Genomic DNA, 18,599 nt, shown 5'->3' on the forward strand with positions numbered 1-18,599 from the left:
TTCTTGCTTGTGTCCTCTTTTACGCCTTGCCAGGTATCGCTGCAGCCACTGACCATCAGAGACGCAGACAAAAGGATTACAGTCAAAATTGCACGCGAAAAGAAAGTCATTGCGGATCACCCCGATTTGTCAAATTGATAAACGTAAATTAGTCAGCGCAATCTGAATTTGCAACCGTTTCTCGATTTCCACTAAGTTGAATAGTATGATCACACGTCAAAATGATTTGGCGGTCCCGAAGGTTTCCAACAGCGTCATAAGCTTCGGATGGAAATGGAGGCCCGATGAGATGACGTTCCGTTGATTGACAGATTTCCTGTTATAGACAAGCTTGTCTCCGGTTGTGGTGGTTGTAATCCCGCCGGCTTCGGAAAGGATGATATCTGCGGCGGCAATATCCCAGTCGCTTTTTTGCGTCAGGGACAGGGACGCATGTACTTCCTTTGAGGCAACCTTCACCATCCGGTAGGCAATGGAATTCACATGGCTGAATGTCGCGCCCTTGACCGTATCGAGCCAGCCGTGCCATTCGAAGGATTTGCGGCTTGCGATTAGCTTGGCGTTCAGCAGATCGGATTTCTTACTGCAGGTAATGGTTTCGCCATTCAGCTTGGCACCTTCGCCGCGCACCGCCTCATAAAGCTCCTCCAATATGGGATTGTAAACAATCCCGAGAACCGGCTTTCCGTCTTCCACAAGGGCGGCGCAGATCGTAAATTCCGGTTTTCCGGCAATGAACGAGCGTGTGCCGTCAATCGGATCGACGATCCACACTCTCGATTTTTCAAGACGCGCGCGATCATCCGCTGTCTCTTCGGAGAGCCAGCCATAATCCGGTCGCGCGGCCAGCAGCTTCTCCTTAAAATGGGTATCGAGGGCGAGATCCGCCTCACTCACCGGATCACCCGGCTTTTTCTCCCAGCTTTTCAGAGTATTCTTGAAATATCGTCGGGCAATATTTCCTGCCTCCTGCATGGTGTGGGAGAGCAGAGCGAAATCAGTGTCAAATTCAGTCGTCATGTACCCGCAACCATCATCCCGTCAATACGCAGGCTCGGGGCGTTAGTGCCTTGACGGAACTCCAGATCATCTGCGGGCGTGAGGTTCAGGAACATATCCTTCAGATTGCCCGCAATGGTGAGTTCGGAAACCGGGAAGGCGATCTTGCCGTCCTCAATCCAGAAGCCCGACGCCCCACGGCTGTAGTCTCCCGTGATGCCATTCACCCCGAAACCGATAAGGCTGGTGACATAAAGGCCCGACTTAATGTCAGAGATTATTTCTTCAAGGGAACTTGCCCCGGCCTCCATATAAAGGTTGGTTGTCCCGGAACCCGGCGGGGAGGCTGTGCCGCGCGTTGCCCTGCCATTCGTTTCAAGGCCGAGTTGCTTAGCGGACGCACTGTTGAGGATCCAGCACTGCAACATGCCTTCCTGGATCAAATCCAGCCGGCGGTTTGCGACGCCTTCGCCATCGAATGGCTTCGAAGCGGGTCCCCTCGATCTGTGGGGATCATCAATGACATTGATATGCTCAGAAAAAATCTGCCCCCCCATCTGATCTTTCAAAAAGCTGGTCCCGCGCGCGACGGATGCCCCGGAAATGGCACCTGAAAAATGCCCGAGAATACTCCCCGACACTCGGTTGCTGTAGACAACAGGGAATTGCCCGCTCGGCATTTTCCGTGGATTAAGAAGTTTGACTGCACGTTCCCCGGCAATTTTGCCAATCTCCGAAGGCGAGCGCATATCAGTATAATAATGGCGGCTGTCATAATCATAGTCGCGCTCCATCCCCTGGCCTTCACCGGCGATCACGGACGCGCTGACGGAAAAACTGCTGGAGCTATAAGCTCCCCTGAAGCCGCCTGAGGTGGCCAACGCGATTGAGGCACTTCCTGTTGAGGCGCCGCCCCCTTCCGAATTAGTGACGCCTTCGACACCAAGGGCAGCGTCTTCAGCCTCCTTTGCAATAGCGACAAGATCGTCCGGCGTGAGCGTTGTTTCGTCATAAAGGTCAAGGGCCAGCGTGTCCTTCGCCAGAAGGTCAGGATTGGCGAGGCCGCAAAATTCATCCTCCGGGATGTTTCGCGCCATCGCGAGAGCCCGGTCCACGAGCTCTTCCAGCAGTTCCGGTTTCGTATCGTTGGAGGAAACAAAGGCTTGTTGCTTGCCGATCAACACCCGAAGGCCGAGATCATGCGCCTCGGACCGTTCGATCTCTTCAGTTTCTCCCTGACGGACGGAGACATTGACCGACGTTCCCTGAATGCGGACGGCATCCGCGGCCTCAGCGCCCTTCCGCCGGGCAATAGCAATAAGATCATCGAGGATACTGAGTGAATTCTGCTCATCAGCTGTTTGTTTGGACATAGACACCCTGACTGAAAAATAATAACCCACCATACATAGGTGGCGGGGGCCGAAAATGGAATCAGAAAAGCAAATTCATTCCCGTAAGGCCATCCCAGAGCAGCTTTCCGCCAATTAACAACACCAGCACATAGGCGATACGATAAAAGAGGACCTCTGAAACCATTTTATGAGCCTTGACGCCCATCCAGATACCGAGCGGCGCGAGCGGTAACAGGACAAGTGATGTTCCGATGTTCTCAATGGAAAACTGCCCGAGCAGGCCATAGGGGATGAGCTTCACATAGTTTATGGCGAAGAAAAACCAGACGGACGTGCCGACATAAAGCGTCTTGTCGAGCTTCTGCGGCAGCATGTAAAACTGCAGTGGCGGCCCGCCCGCATGGGCGACAAAGCTCGTAAACCCGGCGATAGCTCCCCAGAAGGAGCCACGGGAGAGGCTGGCCTTGACCTTATGATCGGCGGGAACCTTGCGAATATAGTGATTGAGTGTGAACACGACGCAGATAACGCCCAGCAGGATTTTAATAAAATCTGCGCTCAGGTAACTGAAAAGCAGATAGCCGATCAGAATCCCTATAAAGGCCCCGGGTAAGAGGTAACCGAGATTCCGCCAGTCCGCCGTCCGCCGGTAAGCCAGCAGGCCAAATATATCCATCACGCAGAGGATCGGCAGGATAATCGCTGCTGCCTGGACCGGAGATATCAACAATGACAGCAGCGGCACACTCAAGAGCCCCAGTGATCCCGCAAATCCCCCCTTCGATATCCCGATCAGCAGAACCACAGGAACGGCAATAAGATAGAAAACTGGATCGGCAATAAACGTCATACATACTTTCCCGCAGCGGCGATGTGCGCTTGTTATTATTATTCAGAAGGATACAGTCGATGCGGACATTATTTCCAGATTGATTTTCCGCTGCCGGGAAGGCCGAGACTCTCCCAGAGGTGATCGACCTTTTCGATTACAGTGTCATCCATCCGGATTTGCTTGCCCCATTCGCGCTTGGTCTCGGGCGGTAACTTGTTCGTCGCGTCGAGGCCAATTTTCCCGCCGAGGCTCGGTTCAGGGGAGGCAAAATCGAGATAGTCGATTGGTGTATTCTCAATGGTCGTAATATCGCGCACAGGGTCCATTCTGGTCGAGACGGCCCACATCACATCTTTCCAGTCACGGGCGTCAATATCGTCGTCCACGATAATGAGGAATTTCGTGTACATGAATTGCCTGAGATAGGACCAGGCTCCCATCATCACGCGCTTCGCGTGGCCGGGATAGGCCTTCTTCATGGAAATAACGGCAATCCGGTAGCTGCAGCCCTCGGGCGGAAGCCAGAAATCGGTAATCTCCGGAAACTGCTGCTGGATCAGGGGAATGAACAGCTCATTTAGCGCTTCCCCCAGCACACTTGGCTCATCCGGCGGTCGGCCGGTGAAGGTTGAAAGATAGATCGGCTTCTCCCGCATGGTGATGGCGGAAATGGTGAACACCGGAAAGCCCTCGACCGAATTGTAATAACCAGTATGGTCGCCATAGGGCCCTTCATCACCATAGTCATCGAGCGAGACATGCCCCTCCAGGATAATTTCGGCGCTCGCCGGGACTTTAAGCGGGACTGTCTTGCAGTCGACCAGCTCGACTTTCCCCCCACGCAGCAGGCCGGCAAACTGGTATTCAGACAGATTATCCGGGATTGGCGTCACGGCAGCGAGAATGGTGCCGGGATCTGCGCCAATAACGACAGCAACGGGAAGGGGTTCGGCTTTTTCCTTGCCCCAACGGGCATGATGCTGTGCCCCGCCGCGATGCTTGAGCCAGCGCATCAGGGTCTTGTCCTTGCCTAGCTTCTGCATCCGGTAGATGCCGAGATTGAAATCATCGGTCTTGCCGTCGCCAGGGCCCTTCGTCACCACCAGCGGCCAGGTGATCAGCGGCGCAGGTTCCCCCGGCCAGCAGGTCTGGATGGGCAGTTTGTCTAGATCAATTTGGTCTCCGGTCAGCACCACTTCCTGACAGGCTGCATTCTTCACGGTTTTTGGCCGCATGCTCATCACGGTCTTTAGAACCGGCAACATCCCAACTGCCTCACGAATGCCTTCTGGCGGTTCTGGCTGTCGCAGAAAAGCGAGGGTTTCCCCTACTTCGCGGAGTTCTTCGGGCGTCCGGTTCATCCCCATGGCCACCCGGTCAACGGTGCCGAACAGGTTGACGAGGACGGGCATCGAGGCTTTCTCGCCCTTCTCATTAACCGGGTTTTCGAACAGGACAGCAGGTCCCCCTTCTGCCAGAAGACGGGTCTGAATCTCGGTCATTTCAAGATCGGTTGACACCGGCTCCTGCACCCTGACGAGCTTCTTGTCTGCTTCAAGTTGTGCAATAAAATCCCGGAGTGACCCGTACGCCATTTTTACCTATTCCATTGTTATCTGCACCCCGGCGACTATGCCCGAGTTCACCCTTTGCCGTAAAGCAAAAGCATTTCCTACCAGGGCAGGGGGAATTTCCCGGCAATGATCGCGGCAAGCACGATCAGACCGAATATCTTGTTGGACTTGAAAAGAATCAGGCAGAGATCGGCGTTATCGATATCGAGAGAGCGGATTTGCCAGACAAGGTGAGCGCCTGCGCCCGCCATCAGAATATAAAAAGGAAGGGTCAAGCCGACAATATACCCGCTGAGGAGGAGCGCGGCGAAGATTGCCACGTAGAATCCCATCAGCCAGCGCGTAGTACCCGCGCCAAACTTCAGCGCTGTCGATTTAACGCCGATCAGGACATCATCTTCCTTGTCCTGATGGGCGTATATGGTGTCATAGCCGAGCGTCCAGGCAATGCCACCAAGATACATAATGATCGGGGCTACCTCGAGACTGCCTTTTACCGCCGCCCAGCCAAGTAATGCGCCGTAGTTAAAGGCGAGTCCCAGAAAGAACTGCGGCCAGTAGGTGAAGCGCTTGGCAAAGGGATAGATGGCCACGAGAATGAGGCTTGCTGCGCCCAGAAGGATCGCGAAGAGGTTGAACTGCAGCAGGATCAGTAACCCGATCAGGCATTGCAGGCCCAGCCAGAAAATGGCTTGAAAAAGCGTGACCTGTCCGCTCGGGATCGGGCGTTTTTTTGTGCGTTCTACCTTGCCGTCGAAATCCCTGTCGGCAATATCATTCAGGGTACAGCCCGCACCGCGCATAACAAGCGCCCCGATGCTGAACAGGATAAAGTACCAAATGTTTGGCAGTTCGCTCGCAGGCGCGGCAAGCGCGAGGGACCAGAGGCAGGGGAGGAGCAACAGCCAAGTCCCGATCGGCCGATCAAGCCGGGAGAGTTTCATATAGGGCTGGAGGCCCTCCGGTGCATAAAGGTCCACCCAGTTTTGCTTGCTGGCGTCATCGATGATCCTGTCGGGGCGTTGCATATCAAAACAGTCCTGATCTAACTAGAGGTGACGGGGATGGCATTAATTGATATGAATCGCAACAAATTATCTTCCAACTTATTTCAAAGAGCTAATCACCTTATGTTTCCGAAACCATATTCCCTCCGTCTTTATGTTCCAAGCGATCTGGGCACCGATCTGGGGGTGGTTCTTGATAAAAACCAATCCCACTATGTCGCGACAGTAATGCGCTGCCGGGAAGGAGATAATGTTGCGCTCTTTAATGGACGCGACGGGGAATGGCTCGGCCAACTGCAGGAAGTACATAAAAATCACTGCCTTGTGCATGTCACAGAACAACTCCGGTCGCAAATCGAGGAACCAGACATCGAGCTGCTGTTTGCGCCGGTCAAGAAAATCCAGACCGGATTGATTATACAGAAAGCAACCGAGCTCGGCGTTGCCAGCCTCCAGCCTGTTCAGACCCAGCGCACAAATACGGAGCGATTGCGGGAAGACAAGATGGCGCTGCAGGCGCTGGAGGCCGCTGAGCAATGTGAGCGTCTCAACTTGCCGACTGTACATGGTCTTATCAAGCTGGAGCAGGCACTGACGGCGCTGGAGCCTGAGCGGACAATGGTTTTCTGCAACGAAAGACTGACCGGAAATAGTGCGAAAGAAGTTTTCTCGCAGCTGGCGCCTTCGAAAAAATGGGCGATTGTCACCGGACCGGAAGGTGGTTTTACAGATGAGGAAATCGATTTGATTTCAGCTCGACCGAATACTCACGCGATTTCTCTGGGCCCGCGGATTTTGCGGGCGGAAACCGCTGTAATTGCATGCCTTTCGTTGTTGCAGGCCTTTCATGGGGATTGGAACTAGGCTCTCCTTGTGCCGTGCAAAATGTGATCATTCGACAAAAATAGTATTTTAGGCTTGAAGCAGGCAGTGCAATTCTTTAAGTCAAGCTTAAAGGCCGGACCATGGGCGCGTTGCCCGGCCATCATAAAATGAGGGGAATACATGTCCGGACCTTCCAAAGGCGACGCTATAGAAATTACCGACAAAGCCCAATTGGTAGATTTTGCCGCGAGTGGATGTAAGCCACGCGATAAATGGCGTATTGGCACGGAACACGAAAAATTCGGCTTTACACTCGATACCCACGAACCGCTGACCTATGAAGGACCCAAGGGCATTCAAGCGATGCTGGAAGGGTTGCAGCGCTTCGGTTGGCAACCTGACTTTGAGGGGGACAATGTCATTGCCCTCTCGAAAGAGGGATGCTCCATCAGTCTGGAGCCGGGCGGGCAATTGGAACTTTCCGGTGCGGCGGTCGAAAATCTTCATGAAACATGTAGTGAGGTCCATACTCATCTCGCCCAGGTCCGTGAAGTTGGCGACGAAATGGGGGTCGGCTTTCTTGGCCTAGGCTTCAGCCCGAAATGGACACGAGAAGAAACGCCGATCATGCCCAAAGGGCGCTACCAGATTATGAAAAGATACATGCCGACCCGGGGCCAGCATGGTCTGGATATGATGTTTCGGTCCTGTACGGTGCAGGTCAATCTTGACTATGCGTCGGAAGCGGACATGGTCAAAAAATTCCGCACCAGCCTTGCATTGCAGCCGCTGGCGACGGCTTTGTTCGCGAACTCACCCTTCACCGAAGGGCAGCCCAATGGGCACCTCAGTCACCGAAGCTATATCTGGACTGACACCGATCCGGACCGGACGGGCATGATCCCCTTTGTGTTTGAGGATGGTTTCTCGTTCGAGCGGTATGTTGACTATGCCCTCGATGTACCGATGTATTTTGTCTATCGCGACGGAGATTATATCGACGTAAGTGGGCAGTCATTCCGTGATTTTCTGGCGGGCAAGCTGCCGGGCCTGCCAGGCGAAAAGCCGAACCTTGTCGATTGGGATAATCACCTGACGACGCTGTTCCCAGAAGTTCGGATGAAGCGCTTCCTTGAAATGCGCGGGGCGGACGGTGGGCCATGGCGGCGACTGTGCGCGCTTCCCGCGTTCTGGGTCGGCCTTCTCTATGATGATACCGCACTGGATGCTGCCTGGGACCTGGTCAAGGACTGGACGGCGGAAGATCGCCAGCGTATCCGCGAGGAGGTGATTACCCACGCCCTCGCGACCAAGACGCCGGATGGACGGACTATGCAGGAACTTTCCGCAGAGGTGCTGGATATCGCGTCATCGGGCCTGAAGGCGCGAAAACGAATGGATAGCTTTGGCGAGGATGAAAGCCATTTCCTGAACGCATTGAAGACGATTGTGAAAATGAAGAAAACACCGGCGGAAGAAATGCTGGAGCGTTATCACAGCGCCTGGAACGAAGATATCGATCCGGTATTTACGGAATATGCTTACTGACGAGCCATCAGTTCTTGATAAATCATGAGAGCCGCCGTGAAATCCTTCGCGGCGGCTTTCTCATTTATCTCCTTTAAACCTGTTACAGTGCGACGGAGAGTGTCTCCTTTCGCATTTGGCATATTGGCGCGACGGCCTAAATCACTTCTGATTAAATCAATCAATTCATTGAGCTTTGCTTCGCCCTTGTCTTCAAGTGGCGCGCGGAGGAGCGATAAATAAGACATGTCCGTGCTTGTCTGTACAATGCTCTGATCTTCGTCTAACCCATTATTTCCAATTGAATTAAGATAAGCGACGAGGGCCTCCATCTTTTCTGGCGTAGGGGAAGGTCCTGCAAATTCGGTCACAATGACATGTCTTGTAAAGGCATGTAGATCGGGAAATATATTGATAGTCCCATAAGGCGCTGTCTCCCGGACCCCGCGCAAGGATGGAATATCAATCGGATTGGACATTTTGTCCTCAAACCCTGCTTGCCAGAAACGATGGGTTACATCAATCCGCCCGGGTCGATCCGACAGCCCATTGATATAGAACTCAGTATTCACATGTCCGTTGGGGTGGCAGCTATTGCAGGAAAGGCCGATCCGCACCGCCTTTTCTCCAAGAAGGGACGGGCTTCGAAACAGAAGGCGCCCATAGAGCCATTTTTCGTCCCGGATCGTCCCTTTCCTGATAAATTCGGGTGGCGGATCACGCCGCAACTCGGTCGTGCTTCCCGGGGGGAGCCAGTTTTGTTCACCGGCGTCGGCAACGGGCGCTCCCAACGTGGTCAGCGTCACCGACAAGCTTATATATAACAGCAGGAATTGGCGGATATGGCCACATAGGAGATGTATTTTACGCGGTCCCGCCAACAGTCAGTCCTTCAATCAGCATGGTCGGCTGACCAACGCCGACAGGAACGCTTTGCCCGGCTTTTCCGCAGGTGCCGATACCGCTATCAAGCGCCATGTCATTACCGATCGCCTTCACTTTTTTGAGCGCCTCGCTTCCTGTGCCGATCAGGGTTGCGCCCTTGACCGGAGCCGTGATCTTACCATCTTCAATGAGGTAGGCTTCCGTGCAGGAAAAGACAAATTTGCCCGATGTGATATCGACCTGTCCGCCGCCAAAATTGGCCGTATAAATACCTTTCTTCACTGATTTAACAATTTCGCCAGGATCTTTATCGCCACCCAGCATGTAGGTGTTGGTCATGCGCGGCATGGGAAGGTGGGCATAGCTTTCACGGCGTCCATTGCCGGTTGGCTCAACGCCCATAAGGCGGGCGTTCTGACGGTCCTGCATATAACCGACCAGGATGCCGTCCTCAATCAGCGTCGTATTGCTCGTCGCGGTGCCTTCATCGTCAATACTGAGCGACCCGCGCCGGTCTGTGATTGTGCCATCATCAACGACGGTGACGCCTGGCGCGGCGACCCGCTCACCCATCAGGTTGGAAAAGACAGAGGTTTTCTTGCGGTTGAAGTCACCTTCAAGACCATGGCCGATAGCCTCATGCAGGATGATGCCCGGCCAACCGGGCCCAAGGACAACATCCATTTCGCCAGCCGGGGCAGCGACGGAGTCAAGGTTGACCATGGCTTGACGGTAGGCTTCGTCGACCGCAGATTTCCAGGTGCCTTCTTCAAGATAAAAATCATAGCCGGTGCGTCCGCCCATTCCGTGGGAGCCGGACTCGCGCCTGCCGTCCTTTTCAACAACGACAGAGACATTAAGCCGGACCAGCGGTCGGATATCGCCTGCGCGTTCGCCGCCACTGCGGATTATTTCAATCCCCTGCCAGGAGCCCGCCAGAGAAACAGAAACCTGAACAACCTTGCTGTCTTTTCCACGCGCATAGGCGTCTATTTCGGAAAGCGCTTTCACCTTTGCATCGAACGGAATTTCACTTAAGGGATTGTCATCGCTATACAGGGCGCGGTTGGATCCCGCCGGCGGCAACGCCATAGTACCGCCTTTGCCGGTTTGTACGGCCTCCACCGTTTTAGCCGCATTTTTAATGGCTTCTTCACTCAGGTCGGAGGCATGGGCGAAGCCGGTTGCCTCGCCAACTACGGCCCTGAGGCCAAAGCCCTGCGTTGTATCGAAGCTGGCGCTTTTAAGCCGCCCGTCGTCGAAGGAAAACCCTTCTGACTGGCGGTATTCCAGAAACAGCTCGCCGTCATCCGCCTTCGCGAGGGCTTTTGAGACCTGTCTCTCCACAGCCCCCCGATCCATGCCGGTTGGCAGGAAGAAAAGATCGTTGGCAGTCGAAATATCAGTCATTAAAAATGCTCCGGTCGATGGGCGGCTATGTTTACTACAGGTGAATATGTGTCTTTTGAGGGTGAATGTCGAGAGAGGGTAATTGCTGATTTGAAAGATTCTAATTGCCTCCGCCCTTAGCAGCGTTCCCCAGTGTGACAAAATGTCACAATATGCTTGTCGTGTCAGAGGGGAGGGGTATTGCGGATTGCGCCGGAGAATTCTATATAACTTATTGAAATATATTGATAATATTCTCATTCATATGCTTCGGGCGCAAAAAAAAGTGATGCCGAATTTTGAATTACTGCAGTCTTAGACTTGTTATAAACCACATCGGTGGTGTAGTTTCCCGCGCAATCGAGTGGAAAGCTTTTTGATTTGCCGTTATGAGCCGAGTATAAATCAAAAAATCTGTCCAAAATTTGGCCCTGCGAGGGTATACTGTTTTTCGTTTCGGGCTAAGTTAGTTAGACATGTGATCACAAACGGGAAGTGAAGATGGGTATGGTAAGAAATCTTGTCGCATTTATGGCCGTAATTGCAGGCACGGTATTGACGATGGGAACTGCCGCCGCGGAGCAGGGGCAACCCGCACCATGGCAAACGACGTTTCAACAGGCATTTTCACCGGTCGCCGCAGAGCAGCATATATTCCATAATATGCTGCTGTGGATTATCAGCGCGATTACCGTGTTCGTGTTGGTTTTGCTGGTTTATGTGATCCTGCGCTTTAACAAGCGGGCAAATCCCAACCCGTCCAAAACATCCCATAACACATTTATCGAAATTATCTGGACGGTCGTTCCGATCATGATTCTGATCGTCATCATGATCCCGTCATTGAAACTGCTCTACTACGGGGATCGGATTGAAACGCCGGACATGACCCTGAAAGCCATTGGGTATCAGTGGTATTGGGGCTATGAATATATGGATGAAGAAGGGCTCGCCTTTGAAGCCGTGATGCTTGAAAAGGATGAGCTTAAACCTGGGCAGCCGCGCCTTCTGGCAACGGACAATGCGATCGTCCTTCCGGTGGAGACAAATATCCGCGTTCTTGTCACGGCTGAGGATGTCCTCCATTCCTGGGCAATGCCGGCCTTCGGTGTGAAGATGGATGCCGTGCCGGGTCGTCTGAATGAAACCTGGCTGCGGATCGAGAACGAAGGCATGTATTACGGGCAATGCTCGGAACTATGCGGTGCGCGCCATGGCTTTATGCCGATTATGATCAAGGCGGTCAGCAAGGAAGATTACGCAAAATGGCTTGTTGAAGCCAAAAAAGAATTTGCAAGTGACGGAACCCCGGCGATCAAATTCGCCCAGATTACGTCTACAAGCGCAGAGTAAACAGGCTAGAGAGAGGCACGACATTATGGCTTACGGTTCAGCAGCCGCTCACGACGAACACACTCCATCAGGTTGGAAGCGGTGGGTCTATTCGACCAATCACAAAGATATCGGATCGATGTATCTTATTTTTGCGATTATCGCCGGGATCATCGGTGGCGCAATGTCCGTTTATATTCGGGCGGAATTGCAAATGCCGGGCGATCAGTTCCTGAACGGCAATTTTCATTTCTTCAACGTTCTGGTCACGGGCCATGGCCTGATCATGATCTTCTTCATGGTTATGCCGGCAATGATCGGCGGATTTGGGAACTGGATTGTGCCATTGATGATCGGGGCGCCGGATATGGCCTTCCCGCGCATGAACAACATCTCTTTCTGGTTGTTGCCGCCTGCGTTTGGCCTGTTGCTTATCTCAATCTTCGTTGAGGGCCCTGCGGGTAACAATGGCGTTGGCGGTGGCTGGACCATGTATCCGCCGCTTTCCTCGAACGTTGGCCATCCGGGCATGGCAGTCGATTTCGCGATCCTCAGCCTTCATTTGGCCGGTGCATCGTCGATTCTTGGTGCGATCAACTTTATCACGACGATTTTCAACATGCGCGCGCCGGGCATGACAATGCATAAGATGCCGCTTTTCGTTTGGTCCGTTCTTGTAACGGCCTTCTTGCTGCTGCTCTCTCTGCCGGTTCTCGCGGGCGGTATTACCATGCTCCTGACGGACCGTAACTTCGGCTCGACTTTCTTCGCGCCAGAGGGCGGCGGTGACCCGATCCTGTTCCAGCATCTCTTCTGGTTCTTCGGTCATCCTGAAGTGTATATTCTAATTCTGCCCGGTTTCGGGATCATCAGCCAGATTGTGTCGACCTTCTCTCGCAAGCCCGTCTTCGGCTATCTCGGGATGGCCTACGCGATGGTTGCGATTGGTGCCGTTGGTTTCATCGTCTGGGCCCATCATATGTATACGGTCGGTATGAACGTGGACACACGTGCATACTTCCTTGTCGCGACTTTGGTGATTGCGGTGCCGACAGGTGTCAAGATTTTCTCCTGGATCGCGACGATGTGGGGGGGCTCAATTGAGTTCAAGCCACCGATGGTCTGGGCGCTTGGTTTTATCTTTCTCTTTACCGTTGGCGGTGTAACGGGCGTGGTTTTGGCCAATGCAGGCCTCGACGTTGCGCTGCATGACACATATTATGTGGTGGCCCATTTCCACTATGTTCTGAGCTTGGGTGCTGTGTTCGCGATCTTTGCCGGCTTCTACTACTGGTTCGGCAAGATCACCGGCTATACCTATTCGGAAAAGCTGGCGCATCTTCATTTTTGGGTGACTTTCATCGGTGTGAACATGATTTTCTTCCCGATGCATTTCCTGGGGCTCGCTGGCATGCCACGGCGTATTCCGGACTATCCGGATGCCTTCGCTGGCTTCAACGCCATTTCATCTTACGGTTCCTACGTATCGGCTGTTGGCGTTCTGATCTTCCTGGTCACGGTTGTGCATGCCTTCGTTCGCAAAGAGCAGGCCGCAGGCAATCCATGGGGTGAAGGGGCGACGACACTGGAGTGGACCTTGCCGTCTCCGCCACCTTTCCATCAGTTCAATGAACTGCCGGTTATCAAATAAGGGTTGAAGGAGCCAGGAGTGTCCGACACAAGCCTTATAAAGGATACGATTGAAACCCGAGTCAGTTCAGACCTGACACGGGTTAGCGATTACTTCGCCCTGCTGAAACCCCGGGTGATGTCGCTTGTCGTGTTTACGGGGCTGGTGGGGCTTGCCGTCGCACCTGGAAACATTCATCCGGTGCTGGCCTTTACGGCGCTTCTTTGTATCGCAGTCGGTGCCGGGGCCTCCGGTGCGATTAATATGTGGTATGACGCGGATATCGATGCGGTGATGGAGCGGACGAAAGAACGCCCGATCCCGTCCGGCCGCGTCAGCGCGAATGAGGCATTGGCCTTCGGCACGGTGCTGTCGGTGGCTTCCATCGTTCTGATGGGCCTTGCGGTAAATTATGTTGCAGCGGCTTTGCTGGCGCTTACTATCGGTTTCTATGTTTTTGTCTATACCATGTGGCTGAAACGCCGGACGCCGCAGAACATTGTTATCGGTGGGGCGGCGGGTGCTTTTCCGCCGATGATCGGCTGGGCGGCTGTAACCGGAGATGTCAGCGCTGAATCCCTTGTATTGTTCGCCATTATTTTCATGTGGACGCCGCCGCATTTTTGGGCGCTGTCGCTTTGGCGCGATATTGACTATGCGAAGGCTGGTGTGCCAATGCTGCCGGTCGTTGCTGGCCGGGATGTAACCCGTCGGCAGATTGTACTCTACAGCGCGCTTCTCTTTCCCGTCGCAGTGATGCCGTATCTCCTCGGCTATGCGGGCATTGTTTACGGGGTCGGGTCTGCCTTGTTGAGCGGGTTGTTCCTGCTTCTCTCGCTAAAAGTTTGGCGGGCCAGGGATGAGGCGAGCGCAAAACAGCTTTTTGCCTATTCGCTTTTGTATCTGTTCCTGCTTTTCGCCATATTGCTCGGTGAGAGCCTTGTCCGGACGGTGATTTGATATGCCACGGGACGAAGAACATAACAAGCGGCAACGCATCCGTAATTTTGCGGTCGGGGGTATCCTTATCGCGCTGGTCGTTCTGTTTTATTTGATCACAATTGTGAAAATGTCGGGTGGGGCGTCCGCGTGATGGAAGGGCAGAACAAGAAATCCGTTCGTCTTGCGCTCGTGTTGGCATCGGTTGTTGTCGGCATGGTCGGATTGGCCTATGCGTCAGTGCCGCTTTATGATCTTTTCTGCCGGGTAACCGGTTATGGCGGTACAACCCAGCAGGCGGATATCGCACCCGATGTTATTCTGGACCGTGATATAACCATCGAGTTTGACGCGAATACCAGCCGCGAAATGCCGTGGGACTTCAAGCCGGTGAAGCACAAGATGACCATGAAGGTTGGTGAAACGGGTCTTGCCTTCTATGAAGCCTACAATCCGACTAATCGCGCCATCAAGGGAACGGCGACGTTTAATGTGACGCCGCAAAAAGTTGGGCAGTACTTCACCAAGATTGATTGTTTCTGCTTTACCGAGCAGGTGTTGCAGCCCGGTGAGCGGGTCGATATGCCGGTTACTTTCTTTGTCGATCCTGAGATCGATAATGATCCGAATGCCAAAGAGGTAACGGTAATAACGCTTTCCTATACATTCTTTATCAGCGAAGATGATGATGAGGAAACGGAGGTTTCGGTGAAATCCGAACAGAAATCGGTTGATGTAAATTGACGAATAAGAGATTAGGGTAACTTTTAAGACCGGATCCATTCCGGGTGAATTGCAGGAGTTAAGGAATGGCAGATTCTCACGCCAAACAACATGATTATCATCTGGTAGATCCGAGCCCATGGCCGGCTCTTGCGTCTATTGCCGCCTTCGTATCGGCAATTGGCGCTGTTATGTGGATGCATGACAAGGGCTATGCTGTATTTGTGATTGGTTTTGTCGTTCTTTGTTACACCGCTTTCACTTGGTGGAAGGATGTCGTCAAGGAAGGAGAGCATGAAGGGCACCACACGCCGGTCGTTCAACTCGGTCTGCGCTACGGGATGATCATGTTCATCGCGTCCGAGGTCATGTTTTTCGTGGCTTGGTTCTGGGCCTATTTTGGGGCGGGATTGTTCCCGAGTGAAGTCGGCGGTGGTGTCTGGCCACCGGAAGGGATCTTGACCTTCAATCCCTGGCATATTCCGCTTTTGAACACGGTTATTCTGCTATTGTCCGGTACAACGGTGACTTGGGCGCATCACGCGCTCCAGCATGGTGACCGTAAGGGCCTTGTTCAGGGCTTGTTGCTGACGGTTATTCTGGGAGCCTCCTTTACAGCGGTGCAGATTTACGAATATTCACACGCTGCATTTGGCTTCACTGACGGGATCTACCCCTCGACTTTCTACATGGCGACCGGCTTCCACGGGGCGCATGTCTTTATCGGAACAGTCTTCCTGCTGGTCTGCCTGCTTCGGGCGATGAAAGGCCATTTCACACCGGCTCATCATTTCGGTCTTGAAGCGGCCGCCTGGTACTGGCACTTTGTTGACGTCGTCTGGCTGTTTCTGTTCTTCGCCGTTTACTGGTGGGGGGCAGGACCGGAGTGGACCTGATTTGATCCCTTATGCCTTATTCCTATGGCATGCCAGTTTCCCCTTTACGCGCCGGGCTTACCTGCAAATGCCCGGCATGCGGAAAGGGGAAACTTTTTAAGGGCTTTCTTGATGTAGTGGAAGCCTGCGATACCTGTGGGCAGGATTTCAGTGCCGTTAATAGCGGTGATGGTCCTGCCGTTTTCATTATTTTGATCGTCGGTTTCATCGTCGGCGGCCTTGCCGTCGGAATGGAGCTTATGTTTCATCCGCCATACTGGCTGCAGCTGACCATTTGGCTTCCGACGATATTGATCCTGAGTGTCGGTCTGTTGCGGCCCTTTAAGGCGTATTTGATCGCATTGCAGTTCAAGCATAAGGCTAGCTCTGAGATAGAGCGTTATTGAACATGAAAAATTTCTCACCCGGGCTTCTCCCGACACTGATTACAGTGCCTTGCGTTCTGATTTTGCTGGCCCTGACCGTCTGGCAGGTCAACCGATATAGCTGGAAAATCGATTTGATTGACCAAATCAACAGCCAGCTTGCCGCAGTGCCTGTTGCCTTGCCGGCGGGAGATATTGATCCTGAGGAGTGGCATTACCGGCGGGTCAGCCTGACGGGTGAATTTGACCATGACGGGGAAATTCATCTTTTCGCCCACACAGATAAAGGCCGTTCAGGCTTTCAGATAATCACACCGTTCAAGCGGGCCGATGAAGGGGATATCATTCTCGTTAATCGCGGTTGGGTGCCGGAGAGCAGCAAGGAAGCCAAGACCCGGCCTGAAGGGCAAATCGCGGGCGAGGTAACGGTGACGGGTGTGGCGAGAAAGCCCTGGAGTAAATCCTGGTCCTTTCTGCCCGAGAGTAACGCCGAAGATAATGTCTGGCTTTATGGTGAGCTTGCGGACATGGCGGATCACCTGAATCTCAAGGTTGCACCTGTGTTTGTTGAGCTTGACGCGGCTGAAGTGCCGGGCGGGCTGCCGCGGGGTGGGCAGACGCGTGTTTCCTTACCCAACAATCATATCCAATATGCCTTCACCTGGCTGGGGCTGGCTGCGGCCCTGATCGTCATCTATGTCCTCTATGGCCTCAAACGGGGCAGATCGACACAGGCGTAAAATGTCGAATGTGACAGCGGCCTATTCAGAACTTGAGAAGCGGTTTGCGCGCCTTTCCGCGATTTCGGGTGCGGCGGCAATGCTGCATTGGGACAGTGCCGCCATGATGCCAGCTGGCGGAAGTGGTCCCCGCGCAGAGCAGCTTGCCGTTCTTAGCTTGCTGTCTCATGAAATGCTGAACAGCGCCGATTTCGGGGATTTGCTGGATAAGGCCGAAAATGACGCGAGCGGCCTGAATGACTGGCAGTGCGCAAATCTTGCCGAGATGCGAAATCGCTGGCGTCATGCAACGGCGGTTAACCCGGAACTGGTTGAGGCGCATTCCCACGCGACCTCCCGTTGCGAAATGCAGTGGCGAGAGGCACGGCTCAACAATGACTTCGCGTCCCTCGTCCCGGCACTGAAAGAGGTTGTCCAGCTTACCCAACGCATTGCGGATGCCAAGTCGGCCGCGTTCGATGTCTCGCCCTATGATGCGCTTCTTGAAGAGTATGAGCCTGGCTGCACGTCGGCGACCATTGATGCCTTGTTCGATGATCTGGAAGCATTCCTGCCGGGCTTCCTCGGTGAAGTTCTGGAAAAACGGAAAGATGCGCCGCCGGTTATCACGCCCGAAGGGCCGTTTGACGAGGCAATTCAGAAACAGCTCGGGCAGGAGTTCATGACGGCTCTTGGGTTCGATTTCAATCATGGGCGGCTCGATATCAGCCACCACCCCTTTACCGGCGGTATTCCTGATGATGTGCGGCTGACCACCCGCTATGAGACGGATGATTTTACACAAGGCCTCATGGGTACGCTGCATGAGACAGGGCATGCCCTCTACGAGCAGGGGCTCCCCAAGGAATGGCGGAGCCAGCCAGTTGGCTCTGCGCGGGGAATGGCACTCCATGAGAGCCAGTCCTTGCTGATTGAAATGCAGCTTTCCCGCAGCCAGGATTTTTTGGCCTATGCGCTGCCCCGGATAAAAGCGGCTTTTTCTGCAAGCGGTCCTGCCTGGGATATCGGGAATATTGAGAGGCTTTATTTGAATGTTGAACCGGGACTTATCCGTGTTGATGCGGATGAAGTGACCTATCCCCTTCATGTTATCCTGCGCTATCGGTTGGAGAAGGCGCTGCTATCTGGCGACCTCCCGGTGGAGGATTTGCCTGCGGCCTGGACTAACGGGATGCGGAGCACGCTCGGAATTACGCCGCCGAATGACCGGCTCGGCTGTCTTCAGGATATCCACTGGCCAAGCGGGGCCATCGGCTACTTTCCGACCTATACGTTGGGCGCGATGGCGGCCGCACAGATTTATCAAGCTTCCGCAGCGGAGATCCCTGATTTCACGGATCAGATTCGCAACGGCCGGTTCGCACCGCTGCTCGATTGGCTGCGCCAGAATATACATTCACGCGGCAGCTCACAATCGATGGAAAGCATTATGCAATTGGCGACCGGCGCGCCGCTGACTGCTGATGCATTCAAAGCGCATTTGCGGAATCGCTACCTGCCCTAAACAATAGTCGGCAAGCGGGGTAATCGGGCATATCCGGGCTTGCACATCGGCACTGCATATGGTTACTCTCACCCGCC

General features: G+C 53.7%; 18 protein-coding genes. 11 read left to right on the plus strand and 7 right to left on the minus strand.

Annotated features, from left to right (window positions below; all coding sequences use genetic code 11):
• Nucleotides 1–216: 216 nt before the first annotated feature.
• From P1U71_RS00680 to ubiA, 5 genes are all read right to left on the minus strand, one after another.
• A complete protein-coding gene (locus tag P1U71_RS00680) occupies nt 217–1,020 on the minus strand; it encodes a 3'(2'),5'-bisphosphate nucleotidase CysQ (RefSeq protein ID WP_301103615.1) in 804 nt (267 codons plus the stop codon).
• Nucleotides 1,017–2,372, minus strand: a complete 1,356-nt coding sequence (locus P1U71_RS00685; RefSeq protein WP_301103616.1) for a TldD/PmbA family protein — start codon at nt 2,370–2,372, stop codon at nt 1,017–1,019. Before P1U71_RS00685 ends, P1U71_RS00680 begins: the two co-directional genes overlap by 4 nt.
• 61 nt (nt 2,373–2,433) lie before the next feature.
• Nucleotides 2,434–3,204 carry a sulfite exporter TauE/SafE family protein gene (locus P1U71_RS00690; RefSeq protein WP_301103617.1) on the minus strand — a complete coding sequence of 257 codons (771 nt, stop codon included), beginning with the start codon at nt 3,202–3,204 and terminating at the stop codon, nt 2,434–2,436.
• A gap of 68 nt (nt 3,205–3,272) precedes the next feature.
• Entirely contained in the window at nt 3,273–4,781 is a 1,509-nt protein-coding gene (locus P1U71_RS00695; RefSeq protein WP_301103618.1) for a UbiD family decarboxylase, read from the minus strand.
• A 77-nt stretch (nt 4,782–4,858) separates the two neighbouring features.
• Complete coding sequence (gene ubiA, locus P1U71_RS00700; protein ID WP_301103619.1) at nt 4,859–5,788, minus strand: 4-hydroxybenzoate octaprenyltransferase; 930 nt, start codon at nt 5,786–5,788, stop codon at nt 4,859–4,861.
• Nucleotides 5,789–5,890: 102 nt separating this feature from the next.
• Here ubiA and P1U71_RS00705 point away from each other — a divergent pair, with 102 nt between their 5' ends.
• Both P1U71_RS00705 and P1U71_RS00710 read left to right on the plus strand, forming a co-directional pair.
• Nucleotides 5,891–6,631 carry a 16S rRNA (uracil(1498)-N(3))-methyltransferase gene (locus P1U71_RS00705; RefSeq protein WP_301103620.1) on the plus strand — a complete coding sequence of 247 codons (741 nt, stop codon included), beginning with the start codon at nt 5,891–5,893 and terminating at the stop codon, nt 6,629–6,631.
• Between the two features lie 141 nt (nt 6,632–6,772).
• Entirely contained in the window at nt 6,773–8,140 is a 1,368-nt protein-coding gene (locus tag P1U71_RS00710; RefSeq protein WP_301103621.1) for a glutamate--cysteine ligase, read from the plus strand.
• Here the strand turns inward: P1U71_RS00710 and P1U71_RS00715 are convergent.
• Entirely contained in the window at nt 8,134–8,736 is a 603-nt protein-coding gene (locus P1U71_RS00715) for a hypothetical protein (protein WP_301103622.1), read from the minus strand. The genes P1U71_RS00710 and P1U71_RS00715 overlap by 7 nt on opposite strands.
• A 247-nt stretch (nt 8,737–8,983) precedes the next feature.
• Nucleotides 8,984–10,414 carry a metalloprotease TldD gene (gene tldD, locus P1U71_RS00720; RefSeq protein WP_301103623.1) on the minus strand — a complete coding sequence of 477 codons (1,431 nt, stop codon included), beginning with the start codon at nt 10,412–10,414 and terminating at the stop codon, nt 8,984–8,986.
• Nucleotides 10,415–10,894: 480 nt separating this feature from the next.
• Between tldD and coxB the strand changes: the two genes are divergently transcribed.
• The 9 genes from coxB (at nt 10,895) to P1U71_RS00765 (ending at nt 18,522) form a co-directional block, all read left to right on the plus strand.
• Entirely contained in the window at nt 10,895–11,746 is an 852-nt protein-coding gene (coxB, locus tag P1U71_RS00725; protein ID WP_301103624.1) for a cytochrome c oxidase subunit II, read from the plus strand.
• 25 nt (nt 11,747–11,771) lie between these two features.
• Nucleotides 11,772–13,376, plus strand: a complete 1,605-nt coding sequence (ctaD, locus tag P1U71_RS00730; protein ID WP_301103625.1) for a cytochrome c oxidase subunit I — start codon at nt 11,772–11,774, stop codon at nt 13,374–13,376.
• Nucleotides 13,377–13,424: 48 nt separating this feature from the next.
• On the plus strand, nt 13,425–14,315 hold the full coding sequence (gene cyoE, locus P1U71_RS00735; protein WP_367281090.1) for a heme o synthase: 891 nt from the start codon (nt 13,425–13,427) through the stop codon (nt 14,313–14,315).
• Between the two features lies 1 nt (nt 14,316).
• A complete protein-coding gene (locus P1U71_RS00740; RefSeq protein ID WP_301103627.1) occupies nt 14,317–14,448 on the plus strand; it encodes a hypothetical protein in 132 nt (43 codons plus the stop codon).
• The gene (locus tag P1U71_RS00745) at nt 14,448–15,038 is read left to right on the plus strand and encodes a cytochrome c oxidase assembly protein (protein WP_301103628.1); all 591 of its coding nucleotides are present in this window, start codon (nt 14,448–14,450) and stop codon (nt 15,036–15,038) included. Before P1U71_RS00740 ends, P1U71_RS00745 begins: the two co-directional genes overlap by 1 nt.
• Nucleotides 15,039–15,103: 65 nt before the next feature.
• On the plus strand, nt 15,104–15,913 hold the full coding sequence (locus tag P1U71_RS00750) for a cytochrome c oxidase subunit 3 (protein WP_301103629.1): 810 nt from the start codon (nt 15,104–15,106) through the stop codon (nt 15,911–15,913).
• Between the two features lie 29 nt (nt 15,914–15,942).
• Complete coding sequence (locus P1U71_RS17940; RefSeq protein ID WP_367281091.1) at nt 15,943–16,299, plus strand: DUF983 domain-containing protein; 357 nt, start codon at nt 15,943–15,945, stop codon at nt 16,297–16,299.
• Nucleotides 16,300–16,301: 2 nt separating this feature from the next.
• A complete protein-coding gene (locus tag P1U71_RS00760) occupies nt 16,302–17,018 on the plus strand; it encodes an SURF1 family protein (protein WP_301103631.1) in 717 nt (238 codons plus the stop codon).
• Nucleotide 17,019: 1 nt separating this feature from the next.
• Nucleotides 17,020–18,522 (plus strand): carboxypeptidase M32, encoded by a 1,503-nt coding sequence (locus P1U71_RS00765; protein ID WP_301103632.1) that lies wholly within the window; start codon nt 17,020–17,022, stop codon nt 18,520–18,522.
• Nucleotides 18,523–18,599 lie beyond the last annotated feature (77 nt).

Source organism: Sneathiella sp., assembly GCF_029233945.1.
Taxonomy (GTDB): Bacteria; Pseudomonadota; Alphaproteobacteria; order Sneathiellales; family Sneathiellaceae; genus Sneathiella.

Excerpts from the sequence above, each read along its gene's own strand:
- P1U71_RS00705 (WP_301103620.1), top strand. The coding sequence starts at position 5,891 with ATGTTTCCGAAACCATATTCCCTCCGTCTTTATGTTCCAAGCGATCTG.
- P1U71_RS00710 (WP_301103621.1), top strand. The coding sequence starts at position 6,773 with ATGTCCGGACCTTCCAAAGGCGACGCTATAGAAATTACCGACAAAGCC.
- P1U71_RS00680 (WP_301103615.1), bottom strand. The coding sequence starts at position 1,020 with ATGACGACTGAATTTGACACTGATTTCGCTCTGCTCTCCCACACCATG.
- P1U71_RS00750 (WP_301103629.1), top strand. The coding sequence starts at position 15,104 with ATGGCAGATTCTCACGCCAAACAACATGATTATCATCTGGTAGATCCG.
- P1U71_RS00745 (WP_301103628.1), top strand. The coding sequence starts at position 14,448 with ATGGAAGGGCAGAACAAGAAATCCGTTCGTCTTGCGCTCGTGTTGGCA.
- ctaD (WP_301103625.1), top strand. The coding sequence starts at position 11,772 with ATGGCTTACGGTTCAGCAGCCGCTCACGACGAACACACTCCATCAGGT.
- ubiA (WP_301103619.1), bottom strand. The coding sequence starts at position 5,788 with ATGCAACGCCCCGACAGGATCATCGATGACGCCAGCAAGCAAAACTGG.
- coxB (WP_301103624.1), top strand. The coding sequence starts at position 10,895 with ATGGGTATGGTAAGAAATCTTGTCGCATTTATGGCCGTAATTGCAGGC.
- tldD (WP_301103623.1), bottom strand. The coding sequence starts at position 10,414 with ATGACTGATATTTCGACTGCCAACGATCTTTTCTTCCTGCCAACCGGC.
- P1U71_RS00695 (WP_301103618.1), bottom strand. The coding sequence starts at position 4,781 with ATGGCGTACGGGTCACTCCGGGATTTTATTGCACAACTTGAAGCAGAC.
- P1U71_RS00765 (WP_301103632.1), top strand. The coding sequence starts at position 17,020 with ATGTCGAATGTGACAGCGGCCTATTCAGAACTTGAGAAGCGGTTTGCG.
- P1U71_RS00740 (WP_301103627.1), top strand. The coding sequence starts at position 14,317 with ATGCCACGGGACGAAGAACATAACAAGCGGCAACGCATCCGTAATTTT.
- P1U71_RS00685 (WP_301103616.1), bottom strand. The coding sequence starts at position 2,372 with ATGTCCAAACAAACAGCTGATGAGCAGAATTCACTCAGTATCCTCGAT.
- P1U71_RS00760 (WP_301103631.1), top strand. The coding sequence starts at position 16,302 with ATGAAAAATTTCTCACCCGGGCTTCTCCCGACACTGATTACAGTGCCT.
- P1U71_RS00690 (WP_301103617.1), bottom strand. The coding sequence starts at position 3,204 with ATGACGTTTATTGCCGATCCAGTTTTCTATCTTATTGCCGTTCCTGTG.
- P1U71_RS17940 (WP_367281091.1), top strand. The coding sequence starts at position 15,943 with ATGCCAGTTTCCCCTTTACGCGCCGGGCTTACCTGCAAATGCCCGGCA.